Below are 12,752 nucleotides of genomic sequence, written 5' to 3'. Positions count from 1 at the left end.
TGCTCTATCTGCCGATTGATATGGGCTTAACCCGCTAGCCGATCACCATGGATTCTCTGCCCAATCTCCAATCCAGCTTAGACCAGAGTTTTCAGCTTTTGCTGGTGGACTCTGACCCAGTTTTTCGATTGGGATTTAAAACGGGGTTAGCGTCGTTCCCACAGGTGGAGGTGGTGGCTGAAGCGGCGAGTCCGCGCAGTGTCTTTGAACTTTTGCCACAGCTCATCCTCGATGATTCACTTCGTTGGGATCCATCGAGGATGGATGAACCGATGCTAGGGCGAGTCAATCTCGTGGTCTTAGACCTCAATCTTGAGCAGGATGCAGGCACCTTGCTCTGTGAGCAACTGCGATCTCGTTACCCAACGCTGCCGATCTTAATTTTGACGGCCCAACTGACCGGGCTAAGAGAGGTCCGTCAGCTTGGCATTGAAGGCTATTGGCTGAAGGGAACGCCCTTGGAAAAGCTAGTGGAGGTTATGCAAGCAATTCTGACCGGAGAGACAAGTTGGGAGCCGAGTGCGATCGCTCAGTTGGCGATGGTTTCTGCCCCGACTCCGGCTGAGAAAAAGCGCTGGAGTGCCTTTGCCAGTCTTCGACAGTCTGCTCGCACCTCTGGCTTAAAGCAAATATCGACCCGCCTCACAGATCTTGAAAATCAGCTTCGCAACCCAAATTTGTCTTGGTTAGAGCGCCAGGTTCTGACCGGACGTGAACGGGAAGTGCGGGCGGCTCAGTGGGTGGTTCGTCGCCTTCCGGTGGCTAAGCCGCAGCAGCCTCCGCCGACGGTGAAGTCTCCGGTGTCGCCGAAGAGTGATGCGCCCCTCGCGCGTCGTGATCTTAACGCTTTGCCGAATCCGCAATTCGATACGATCAAGACCCTGCTTCTGGATGGCGTTTTTGCCAAGCTATCTACGAGCCTGGAGAATCAAACCCGAGATCCGTTAGAGATTGATATTCTCAATCGGCCAAAGAAACAAGAGCTGTTTGTGCTGATTTTGAAGCGGTTTGAGGATCTGCTCGATGACCTTAGGTTTTCGCAGGTGTCCCAAGTACAGCTACTAGAGAAGAGATCGCATCTTCTAATCGATCTCTGGCAGGCCACAATTACGGATTACTTTGGCAAGTATTTGACTTTACCTCAGGCCGATGCGGCAGAGGTGGAAATGGTGAGTACCCTACTCGAAGATCGGGAGCTGGTGATCCGCGAGATTTTGGACCCGATTCCTCAGGTGACGGAGCTACTGAACCACCTGCTGTTTCAGATCCCTTTGCTGGTCAATAACGGTCCCTGTGCGGTGGGGTCGCCTGAAGCGATGTTCCAGGCCCAGGCTTTGCTAGAAAATCTGCTGGTGCAGCTTGCCAATGCAGTGATGCAGCCGCTGCTCAATCACTTTGCCACCACTGAGGTGATTAAGCAGCGCTTTTATGATCGACGACTTTTATCGACCCGCGACATTGAGCGGTTCCGCAATGCGCTGTCCTGGAAGTATCGGCTGCGGCGGATGGTGTATGAACCGAAGAATATGTTTGAAAGTCAGTTCCCGCTAATTGTGTTGGGAGAGACGGGGCTAAGAAAAGCGGAAATCTATGCGACCCGTGATGCAGAACTGCAGAAGCTTTCGGGACTGCCGTTTATAGTGACTCTGGCGCTGGAGACGAGAGATGCGATCGCACCTCCTCTGCAGGCCACCTTCACCGTTGTAGGCCGAGGTGTTGTATACGTCTTAACTCAGGTTGTGGGGCGTGGTTTAGGACTGATTGGTCGCGGCATTTTGCAGGGCGTGGGCAGCACTTGGCAAGATTTAGGGCGACGCAGCCAATCTGAAGAATAGTACAGAAGGCAGACCGTTAGGTTGCCGTCTTGGCTCGCAATTCTTGACGGACCTGCATCAAAACTTTCCCCAGTTGATTCTGTCCCGTACCGTCTAAACCACATCCCCAGTAGGCATCTCTGGGTGAATCTTCCACGATCAATTCTTCACCTGTAGCTAACAAAATGGCTCGGATATCGGCATGGGTCGAAAACTTCTCTCGGACTACTTCGTACATGATCTTGGGCTTAATCTTTTCCCAGTCTGGGCGCAGTGGTACCTGGGATCCGCGACCGAGGGCTGCTGCCTCTTCTGGCGTGGGGGTTTGTCTGATGCGATCGCAAAGTGCTTGATCAACATCCCGATACTTTTGCGCCTGATAGAAATGCTCTGATGTGGGCCAATCGTGCCCCTGCAGATGAACGCTGTGCAGCGAGAAATTGGAGAAGCACCCGTAGGGATCAGTGACCTTATAGAAAAAGATGGTCATCCTCTCGCCAGCTAACTTGAGACCATCTTCTATGATGCCAGCATTGGAGTAATCCCCCAAGATTTCTGACTGTAACAATGTCCCCCGCCTTTAGGCATCATTGCCAAAGAGAGACTTTAAGAGAAACCTTGAGGGTTTACTGAACGGTGCCCAGAAGGTCGCAACTTCGCAAAGGTGGGAGCAGCTAGTGCTGCGACCTCCAGAAGCACCTATGTCTAGAGTGCCCGCGCACCACCTGTGATTGCGCATGTCCGCTTGAAATTGATGTGCCCAGAAAAGGGTTAACGCTGTGATTCAGCACTGGATGATGTTTCAACCTTGCCTTGGGCAATCTGGTTGCGGCCCTTTTGCTTGGCTTGGTACATGGCTGCATCAGCGCGGGCGACCAAATATTCCCAGCTTGATGTCTTGATGTTCGTCTGAGTGGCACAGCCAATGCTAACGGTGACCCGCTTCGACACATTTGATGTCTTATGGGGAATCGCTAGGGCTTTAATCTGGTTCTGCAGCTTGTGGGCCACCGTTGTTGTCCCCTGGGCACCAACGTTAGGCAAGAGAATGACGAACTCCTCACCGCCGTAGCGACAGATCATATCTGTGGCCCTAGAAGCTGCGGTTTTCAAAGCTGCAGCAATTCTCTGTAGACACTCATCCCCGGCGCGGTGACCGTAGCTGTCGTTGTAGTGCTTGAAATAGTCAACATCCACCATAATCACTGAGATAGGATGCTCCTGGCGTTTGGCCCGTTCCCATTCTTTGCGAATCGTTTCTGTGAAATAGCGGCGATTTGAGAGGCCCGTGAGGGAGTCCAGACGAGCCAGCTTCTCAAGGTCGATAGAGCGCTTGAGTAGAATTGCGATCGCACCCACCAGCAGCTCCCAAATCAGAAAAATACTGATGCTGAGAATCAGCGGCTGCCGCCTTCCGTAGGTTGAAAGGTAGGCCGGAGTTGCATGGATATAAAGTTCCCATTTCTGCGGCCCGAGGGAAATGACGGCTCGTCGTGAAAGATCCGGCTTGCGGAGGGGGGAAATCTTTGGCTGTGAACGATATAGCTCTAAAGGTTCACTGGCCGCCTCAGGATCGACTAGCCGGTACGCCATGGTCTCTGAGTGGCGGCGGTCGGCCAATAGAGACTCCTGCAGCAGCTCATTAATGCGAAAAATGCCAAGTACAAACCCTTCTAAATTATTCCAACGCTCTGGAAAGGTCTTTGCTTCCTGGGTATAAACCGGGACAAAGGCAAGAAATGCTTTAGAGGGTTCTTTGGGATCCACCGTAATGGGATCTGTAACCGTGAGCTTATCGGAAGCCATCGCTTCAATGAGGGCCGTTCGGCGGTTGGGATTAGAGGCGAGGTCAAACCCGATTGCTGATTCGTTCCCTACTGATGGCTCAATCAAGTAGACCGGGAAGTAAGTTTTGCGCTCTTTTGCCCGGACGAGTTCGCCGTCTTCATTCCGTTCAGTAATCTCATAGGTTTCTAAGTCTGATCGCCGTCGGCCTCGGGCTTCATGACCAAAGCGCTCACCAGCAGATACGCGGGGAATCCACTCTAGGGTGTGGATGGCAGGATTGCGCTGGCGCATGCTGCTGGAAAATTCACTAAACTCCTCTGCAGTGACGCGGTCTGAAGCGTGATAGAGCGCCTGTAGTGCGAAGAGTGCCTTAATGTTGGCTTTGATCTCTGCCTCAAGGACGAAAATGCTTTCCCCGACGTCTTTCTCGAACTGTGCCGAGAGTCTGTTCCGCTCACCGGCTGCTGTGAAGCTGTACGTCGCAATTGCCACGACTGGTCCTAGCAGGACGAGCATGATCAGTAGCGCAATATTGAGGCGACGGTTGCTAAGGCCCTTAATATTCAACGGCAATTCTGATGACCCAGTAATGTAGAGCAGCTACCTATCGCTGCAGGAGGCATTGAACACCATTATCATAGGCTTGATGTTGCAAACGTCAACGGTGAACGCAATGATTTGCTACAGCGTTTGCTATGACCGGCGATGCACTGACCCTATGCGGATGAAATCTGCTCTCTTTTGCTTAGTTCTGGGCGACTAGCTCCCGGAACCATTCGTCACGACGCAGAGTATAGAAGTCAGGGTCGGCAGCGGCCTGCTCCCGAAGGCTGGGGTTCAGTTCGATGGCTCGTTCTAGGGTCTCTAAGCCCCGGTCAACTTCGCCCTGCAAAACATAGCAGATGGCTTTACCGTAATGGGCATCGGCGTAGTCGGGCTGAATCTCTAGGGATTTGTTGAGACTAACAAGGGCGTCGCGGTCTCGCTCTAACTTAATCAGCGCGAGTCCTCGGTGGCTCCAGGCTTTGTATCCGTCATCTTTGAGCTTCACGGCCTGATCAAAGGACTCAAAGGCGTCTTCGTAGCGCTCCAGGGTTTCTAGGGCTAAACCACGATTAAACCAGGCGATCCCATCTTCTTCATTCAGCTTGACGACATGGTCAAAGGATTCAAAGGCGTCTTCGTGGCGCTGGAGCATGCCGAGAGCAAAGCCCCGATTCATCCAAGCGCTGCGGGAGTCGGCTTCTAATTCGACCACTTTGTCGTAGGATTCTACGGCTTCTTCAAGGCGCTGCAGCCGCTCTAGCATCAGACCCCGATTCATCCAGGCCCGAACGTTCTCTGGCTGCATTTTGACGACTTTATTGAAGGCGGCGAGGGCACTTTCTTCCCGGCGTAGTTCGCGCAAAAATAGACCGCGCTGGTACCAAATTTCAGCGTTTTCTGGCTGGCGGTCGAGAACCTGATCGAGAGATGCGATCGCATCTTCAAATTCCTTCAGCTCTCCCAAGGCTAAGGCTTTCTGATACCAAAGATCGGTATTGCTCTCCTGTAGCTCTAGCGCCTGATCGAGATACCGAATCGCTTCTTCGTACTGGCCCTTATCAAATTGAGACTGGGCCTGACTCACATAGTCAGAAGCATCTAAGAACAAATCAGGATGGTTGGCCTGCAGCCGCTCCAAGGGTTCATTGATTTTCTGGATCTGCTCTGAGACTTCCTTGAGAGCATCTCCGGCAATCTGAGCGGGCGTCATCTCCGCTAGCTGCTGCAGAATCTGCTCTTTACGGAGCTTGGCCTCAGCCGTAAGCTGCGAAAGCTGGGTCGTGGTGCCCGATTCTAGCCGTTGAAGGGCCTGCTGTGACTGATCTCGGCTGGCCTGCAGGCTGGTCTGCAGATCCGTCAGCTCTTTGCTGACTTGACCGGTCAGGCTCTTGAGATCGAGCAGGGTTTGGTTTTTGCGGGTTTGGACATCGGCATCTAGATTGGTGAGTGCTGCCGCCGCTTCCTGCTGTAGCGTTCTTACGCTCTCTAGTGTTGTGTTCTTTTCTGTTTCGACACGGGCGCGGGACTCGGTGACGTTCGCTAAAAACTCTGACTCAAGGCGCTGTAGCTCCTGCAGGGTCTGGTCGGCCTGTCCAGAAACCTGAGACTGGGCCGTGGATAGCTCGGTGGTGATCTGGCCGCCCAACTGTTCTAACCGCTGCAGTACCTGATCTTTTTCCTGCATCGCTTTCTGCAGCGCTCGCTGTTCTAAGTCAGAGAGCTGAGGAGAGAAGTCTGCCTCCATCTGCTTCAGGTTTTGCCAAATCAGATCCCACTGCTTGCGGGCTTCCTGCTGGAGATCGGCAAGCTGGCCAATATAGTCGGCCTTCGTGTTTGCGAGGTAACCGATTACCGCATCACGCTCAACCTGGACCTCATTTTGAAGGGCGGAGAGCTGTGGCCCGAAGTTGGTCGACATTTTCTCTAAATCTTGCAGCACAGCATCCCGGCGGCGTTGGGCTGAAGCCTGCAGATCGCCAAGCTGGCTGGTGAAGATTGATTCTGACTGCTGTAGTGCCTGCACAATCGTATCAATGCGGCCCTGGGCGTCGTCCTCTAGGCCAGAGAGACGGGGACCGAATTCGCTGGCTTGCTGCTGTAGGCTCTTGAGTAAATTATCTTGCTGCTGTTTGAGGTTGGCTTCAATTTGACGAGCGGTACTTTCGGTTTCTTCTTCGATGTGAGAAATATTTTCTCGCGCGTCTTCGAGGGTTTGCTCCAGCTCTGTGAGCCGCTGCTGCTGTGATTTGTTGAAGGTCGTGAGCTGCTTAGAGACCTGATCTTTTTTCGTTCTCAGATCTTGCTGAAAGCCTTGGGCATCATGACCTAAATCATTGCTGAGTTCCTCTGACTCTCGCAAGACGTTTTCGACGGATTCGCTGGCGAGGGCAAGCTGTCCCTTCAAGTCCTTGAGTTCTCTTAGGTGAGCCTGTACAACTTCGGTGACCTCTCGAATGACGGCGCGGCGGAGAAGCCATAGACCTGCGATCGCAACGGCTGCAATCAAGGCCAGCACCACCAGCATGATGTTAAAAAACGTCGTGCTGCGATTGAGACTCTTGATCGCGTCCTGTTCTTGAGTGGTTGGGGCCGGAGCCGATGTTTGAGCTTGAACAATGCCGCTAGACAGCACAACCGGAAGAATAATGCTCTGCAAGATTCTGACTTGAATCTGTCGATTGTGGTGCGTCATCAAAATTCCCTTTGTCTGGTTAACCGCCGACCTGCAACTGTCATGATATGGCTCAAGATTAGTTAAATCTAAGGGTTTGCGTCGATTCACTCAACCCTAGCCCGGTTGTGATTACCACACCCTCGTTCTTGCTCGTCACCGATACACCGATATTTTAGCGGTCTCTCGCGGAGGGGCTATCGTCATGCTACTGACGCCTGTGCTTGATAATAGAGTGTCATCCACTCTCCAGTCGTTCTATGCAGCCCTTCGAATCCCCACCTCAGGTTGAGACTCTTGTGGAATTGCTTCGTCACAGGGCCAGCCGTCAGCCAGAGCAGGTGGCCTATACGTTTTTAGTGGATGGCGAGGACGAGAAAATCCAGTGGAGCTATGCGGATTTAGATCGATGGGCAGATGCGATCGCAACCCATCTCCAGCCCCTAACGGAACCTGGCGCTAGAATCCTGCTCCTTTACCCCCCCGGACTCGACTACATTGCGGCTTTTTTTGGCTGTCTCTATGCAGGCATGATCGCGGTTCCGGCCTATCCGCCCCGGCCGAATCGCTCTTTAGAGCGTCTGGAAACCATTGCGGCTAATAGTGGCGCCACCGTTGTTCTCACCCTCGAATCAATCTTAGAAAACCTCAACCGCCGGATTGCAGAAGCCCCGATCCTGGAACGGCTCACTTGGCGAACCACGGATGCCCTGCCGCCGCTGTCTCTCCAGAAAGCGCTTGATTTGACATCGGATAGTCTTGCCTTTCTGCAATATACCTCTGGTTCTACGGCCACCCCGAAGGGCGTCAAAATCAGTCACGGAAATTTGCTCCACAACCTGAAGTCGCTGCATCGCTGCTTTGAAGTAAATGAACAAAGCAAAGGTGTGTTTTGGCTGCCGCTGTATCACGATATGGGTTTGATTGGAGGCGTTCTGCAGCCGCTCTATAGTGGCCGACCCGCCGTCTTAATGCCGCCTTTAATGTTCATTCAAAAGCCAGTACGCTGGTTAGCCGCCATCAGCCGAGAACAGGCCACCATCAGCGGTGGCCCTAATTTTGCCTATGATCTATGTATTAAAAAAATTACCGAAGAGCAGCGAGCCACGCTGGATCTGAGCCATTGGACCTTGGCTTTCAACGGCGCTGAATCTATTAACCCTGACACCCTGGATGCTTTTGCCAAAACCTTTGCCCCCTGTGGATTTCGGAAAGAAGCCTTCTACCCCTGCTACGGCATGGCGGAGGCGACCCTGTTTATCTCTGGTGGGCTCAAGTCACAGCCGCCCGTCTTGAAAACAATTCAGGCTGAGGCACTAACCGAGAGCAAAGTAGTTGAGGCCCAGCCGCAGGATGCGCGCCGTCAGACCTTAGTGAGCTGTGGACGATCGCTCTTTGATCAGACGCTTAAGATTGTAGACCCCGAGACTCAACAGTGCTGCCGTGCCTCAGAGATCGGAGAGATTTGGGTGTCGGGACCCAGCATTGCTCAAGGGTATTGGCAACAGCCGGAGCAGACAGCAGAGACTTTCGCAGCTTACCTCAATGATTCTGGTCCCTTTCTCCGCACGGGAGATTTGGGTTTTTTGGCTAACGGAGATGTCTTTTTTGCCGGACGTCTGAAGGATGTCATTGTCCTCAACGGGAAAAACTATTACCCCCAAGATATCGAGGCAACCCTTGATCGCTGTATGCCTGAGCTTCAGATCAGCGGTGCGGCTGTGTTTACGGTTCCAGTTGAGGGAACTGAGCAGTTGACTGCCCTGATCGAAGTCGATCGTCGGATGGTGTCGCGGTGCCGTCAGCCAGAGGAAAGCGAGGTTCTGTTTACTACCTTCCGCAAGGCAGTTTGGTCCACCCACGAACTTCTCATTTCAGCCTTCTATCTATTGAAGCCCGGTGGATTGCCGCGCACCTCTAGCGGTAAAATCCAGCGATATCTCTGTCGAGAAAGGGTTTTGGCTGGTGGGGGAGATGCGATCGCAACTAGCAACTCCGGTCCTTAAGATATAAGCAGGCCAGAAACGATTGCCCGTCAGAACTGTTTGGGTTAGCCTGTGATGTCGTCAAAGCCCCGGACCTTCTTGGGCTTTTTTCTGTTCACAACTCATTGTCAGTTGAGACTGGAGCTTCCTCATTGATGTTAGGACTCTCTGCCGGTCCCCGCTGAGACAAAAGGTGAGTGAGTCCAACCCATATTCCCGCCACAACCCCGAGTGCCGCCAGCATGGCAATGACCTTGGAGCGCAGTGCCGGTGGATGATTGGATGACAATGCGTGGGCTTCTTGGGACGGATCAACATCCCCTCCGAGAGTTTGGGGAACCTGGTTCTGATAGGCCTTACTCAATTCTGACACCAGCCACAGAATTGGGGCAGAAGTGCCTTCCGCTCTCACAACGGCAGGGCCATTCATGGTGATCAGTGAAACGGAAGACTTGAAGCGACGATAAACAGCGTTGGTGGTCACCAGCTGCTGGGTTAGCGACTGCCACTGTTGTTCGACTTTGGCTAATGTGGCAGGTCCAGCCTTGAGCTGATCACATTTCGTCAATATCAACGCAAAGAAGTAACGGACCCTATTTTGGGTGGCTAGGGAAGAGATCACTTCGATTTGCTTGATCGTTTCCTCCAATCGTGTCAAGTATTTAGGGTCTCGAACCAGAGCCTCTGCATCGATAAACACGCAACATCCATGAGATTTGAGCATCATTGCTTCAAAATCGGAGTTCCCTAGACGGCAGATTTCGCCAGGAATATCTGCCCAACGAAACTCGCACAGCGTTTTGTCTTGACGGAACGAGCGTGAGACGACCCTAAAGGTAAAATCTGTGATTTTCATTGTGGGTGTCGGATAGCGACTCTTCAGCCTCATGTAAGACAGCAGCTTATCTAGCATTTGCTGTGATGGGGCATTTGCTCCCTCAAACCACGTCCCTCGTTGTGATTCGATTTGTTGATTAAACTGCAGCTCAGCGTAGCTGCCTGCTAAGAAAACGGACTTGCCGACTCCCCTGTGGCCAATACTTAACAAATTGAAAGTTGGAGGAGAATTATAAGCCATATCACTTTTTCTAAATAGGATTTGAAGCGTCAGGGAAAACAACGCTTGCCTAGTGAGTCTTTTAGGAATTGTCTTTCTCTAGATTATATTCATCTGAAAAATGCGTAATTCTTTTTGACCCTATGTTGTATTGTCTATTCCAGGCATAACTAGAGAACCAGGTATCTGAGAGATAGAACCCTCGATTATTGTCATCCGTCATTCACCCCAGCTTCTGTGTCACAGTGAGGAAGCCCTGACATTTCTCAATCAGCGATAATGGTGGTATTCCTGCTGCGTGGTAAGTGGCAGCAAGTAGATAGTAAGAGAGTCACTATCTCATGGAAAGAGAAGCCCTTGCGATTTCTAATTGCGATCGCGAACCCATTCATATTCCAGGGATCATTCAGCCCTTTGGCAGCTTAATTGCGGTTGATCGCTCCCTAGAAACGATTACTCATGCCTCAGAAAACCTGCAGACCTTTTTGGGGACTGAGGCTCAGACCATACTAGGACAGTCTTTAGATCAGCTTTTTTCTTCTGAGCTGTGCCACGATCTCATGAACGTGGCCTGTCTACCCGCTGCCCATCGTCAACGTCTCGGCAAACATGAGCTGACCGGCCAGCCCCTTGATATCAGTCTGCACCGCAGCGAAGATCGCTGGATTATTGAGCTGGAACCCTGCGGTGCTGATCCTAACAGCAGCATTAGCGCTGTGACCCGCGTGCAGTCTATCTTGGGACATTTGCAAGGACAAACTGAGTCTACAGCCATGCTGGAGAAGGCTGTGCAAGCGCTGCGCTGGGTGACCGGCTTCGATCGGATTATGGCTTATCAATTCCTGCCGAATGGAGCGGGGGAAGTTGTGGCTGAAGCTTGCTCTAGTCGCTGTGAACCTTACTTAGGATTGCGCTACCCGGCCTCTGATATTCCTCCGCGCGTTCGTGAAATGGCGCTGAAGATGCCCGTACGTGCGATCGCAAATATCACCGCCGAGCCAGTCTCCATTTTGAGCGATGAAGCGGAGGCTCCCCTCGATCTTTCGCTGACCTACTTACGGGGTACCTCCCCCATCCATGTAGAATACTTGACCAACATGGGCGTCGGAGCCAGCATGAACCTTGCCATTGTGGTTCAAGGAGAGCTGTGGGGCTTATTTGCCTGCCATCACGCGGGTCCGAAACTGCTCTCCCCAGACCTGCGCTCTACCTGCGAACTCTTCAGTCAGCTTTTTTCTCTAAAGCTGCAGCAAGCCTTTGCAGAAGAACGGCTCCAAAATCGCAGACGGCTCACCTCTGCGACCCATAATCTGTTGGAGACGTCGAAAGAAACGCTCAGATTCTCCCAGGCCGCGTCTTGGTTAAGTGAAAAATTATGTCCGCTCATGGATGCAGATGGAATAGCCGTCGTTGAGCATGAGCATGTTGAGACCAATGGAGATACTCCGACGGTCTCAACTGTCTTAGACCTGATTCATCACTGTCAGTCCACAACCGACATTGTCCCTATTGAACAACTGCGGCAAACTCCGCTCTCTCCCGAAGCAGATCTTGGCAAGACTGCAGGCGCTTTAGTCTTAGTCATTTCTAGTACAGAACATCTCTATGTGGTCTTCTTCCGCAATGAAATTTCTTACCAGATTCGTTGGGGAGGCAATCCTCAAAAAGAAATTGTCGAAGGTAAATTTGGTCCTCGCCTGCAGCCCAGAGCTTCTTTTGCAGAATATATTGAATCTGTTTCTGGACACTGCCAACCCTGGTCTTTAGCTGATATGGATGCAGCCCTAGAACTGCGCACAGGGCTACTGCATTTAGCCGTGAATCAAGTCGATCTCATTGAACAGGAAGCTCAGCAGCAGCAGCGGCAGCAGGATTTGTTAATCGCTGAGTTGAACCACCGCGTCAAAAATATCCTGGCCTTGATTCGCTCCATCACCCGTCAGACAAGAGAGTCAGCCACCTCTGTTGAAGAATATGCATCAATGCTCGAGAGCCGCATTGCGGCGTTGGCTTCAGCTCATGATTTGGTCGCAGGGCCTGGACTGACTTGGCCTCAACTGGATGCACTACTCAAAATTGAGTTTCGCCCGTACCTGGCCGAGTCAGAACATCGGGTGCGATTGACGGGGCCAGCGGTTGGTTTGAAAGCTAACTTCGTTCCCACGTTGGTTTTGGTGCTTCATGAGCTGACCACTAACGCGGCTAAGTATGGGGCGCTTTCGGTGCCTGAAGGACAAGTTGAGGTTCAATGGTATCAAGAAGATGGAGGGCTGGCTTTATCTTGGCGAGAGCGCCAAGGGCCATCTGTCTCTGCGCCGACAAGACGGGGATTTGGACGAAATTTGATTGAGCGCTCCATTGCCTACGAATTTGAGGGCGAATCACGGCTGCGGTTTGTACCGACCGGAGTTGAAGCTGAATTGTGGGTTCCCAAAGAATATGTGTTGTGGCAAGCCAATGCCGCGAGCTTGTCCGAATCGCTTTCTCCACAAGTTGAATCGGTACAACCCTCTAAACGCGGACAGGTTTTAATCGTCGAAGACAATATGCTGATTGCAATGGAGCTAGAATCGACGCTTCAGTCCTTAGGCTTTCAACAGATTGATACCGCTCCGCGCGTTAGTGCAGCCCTCAAGCTGCTGAAAACTGAGCAATACACGCTAGGGCTACTTGATATCAATCTCAAAGATGAAGTTAGCTTTGAAATTGCCGAGGCCCTGCAGGAGCGGCAGATTCCGTTTTTGTTTACCACGGGCTATGACTCTAGATATGAGGTGCCCGAACATTTGGCTACGGCCCCCCGTCTCAAGAAACCGATCGATATTGAGAAATTGACTCTGACTCTCAAGCAGCTATTGCAGGAAGAGTAAATCTCGCGTTTTTCAAGTGGC

7 protein-coding genes are annotated in these 12,752 nt (G+C 52.1%); 3 read left to right on the top strand and 4 right to left on the bottom strand.

Translation table 11 applies throughout. The features are described 5' to 3' along the window. Positions 1–47: 47 nt before the first annotated feature. Entirely contained in the window at positions 48–1,835 is a 1,788-nt protein-coding gene (locus tag C1752_RS18485) for a DUF3685 domain-containing protein (protein WP_110987541.1), read from the top strand. A 16-nt stretch (positions 1,836–1,851) separates the two neighbouring features. On the opposite strand, the gene ybiA is transcribed toward C1752_RS18485, so the two are convergent. The 3 genes from ybiA to C1752_RS18470 all read right to left on the bottom strand — a co-directional run bounded on the left by ybiA (position 1,852) and on the right by C1752_RS18470 (position 6,840). After that, entirely contained in the window at positions 1,852–2,304 is a 453-nt protein-coding gene (gene ybiA / locus C1752_RS18480) for a riboflavin biosynthesis intermediates N-glycosidase (RefSeq protein WP_110987649.1), read from the bottom strand. A gap of 281 nt (positions 2,305–2,585) precedes the next feature. Then, positions 2,586–4,169, bottom strand: coding sequence for a diguanylate cyclase (locus tag C1752_RS18475; protein WP_110987540.1), 1,584 nt, complete (start codon positions 4,167–4,169; stop codon positions 2,586–2,588). Positions 4,170–4,347: 178 nt separating this feature from the next. After that, the gene (locus C1752_RS18470) at positions 4,348–6,840 is read right to left on the bottom strand and encodes a tetratricopeptide repeat protein (RefSeq protein WP_110987539.1); all 2,493 of its coding nucleotides are present in this window, start codon (positions 6,838–6,840) and stop codon (positions 4,348–4,350) included. Between the two features lie 239 nt (positions 6,841–7,079). Here C1752_RS18470 and C1752_RS18465 point away from each other — a divergent pair, with 239 nt between their 5' ends. Continuing rightward, complete coding sequence (locus C1752_RS18465) at positions 7,080–8,825, top strand: fatty acyl-AMP ligase (RefSeq protein WP_110987538.1); 1,746 nt, start codon at positions 7,080–7,082, stop codon at positions 8,823–8,825. A 94-nt stretch (positions 8,826–8,919) separates the two neighbouring features. On the opposite strand, the gene C1752_RS18460 is transcribed toward C1752_RS18465, so the two are convergent. Next, the gene (locus C1752_RS18460; RefSeq protein WP_110987537.1) at positions 8,920–9,882 is read right to left on the bottom strand and encodes a hypothetical protein; all 963 of its coding nucleotides are present in this window, start codon (positions 9,880–9,882) and stop codon (positions 8,920–8,922) included. 320 nt (positions 9,883–10,202) lie between these two features. Between C1752_RS18460 and C1752_RS18455 the strand changes: the two genes are divergently transcribed. Beyond that, positions 10,203–12,731 (top strand): HWE histidine kinase domain-containing protein, encoded by a 2,529-nt coding sequence (locus C1752_RS18455; RefSeq protein WP_110987536.1) that lies wholly within the window; start codon positions 10,203–10,205, stop codon positions 12,729–12,731. The last annotated feature ends 21 nt before the right edge of the window (positions 12,732–12,752 follow it).

This window comes from Acaryochloris thomasi RCC1774 (assembly GCF_003231495.1).
Taxonomy (GTDB): Bacteria; Cyanobacteriota; Cyanobacteriia; order Thermosynechococcales; family Thermosynechococcaceae; genus RCC1774.
The sequence above is the reverse complement of the archived record's forward strand: the minus strand, read 5'-3'. Positions and strand labels throughout refer to the sequence as shown.

Coding starts and splice junctions, on each gene's coding strand:
- ybiA (WP_110987649.1), bottom strand. CDS start 2,304: ATGACCATCTTTTTCTATAAGGTCACTGATCCCTACGGGTGCTTCTCC.
- C1752_RS18470 (WP_110987539.1), bottom strand. CDS start 6,840: ATGACGCACCACAATCGACAGATTCAAGTCAGAATCTTGCAGAGCATT.
- C1752_RS18485 (WP_110987541.1), top strand. CDS start 48: ATGGATTCTCTGCCCAATCTCCAATCCAGCTTAGACCAGAGTTTTCAG.
- C1752_RS18455 (WP_110987536.1), top strand. CDS start 10,203: ATGGAAAGAGAAGCCCTTGCGATTTCTAATTGCGATCGCGAACCCATT.
- C1752_RS18465 (WP_110987538.1), top strand. CDS start 7,080: ATGCAGCCCTTCGAATCCCCACCTCAGGTTGAGACTCTTGTGGAATTG.
- C1752_RS18460 (WP_110987537.1), bottom strand. CDS start 9,882: ATGGCTTATAATTCTCCTCCAACTTTCAATTTGTTAAGTATTGGCCAC.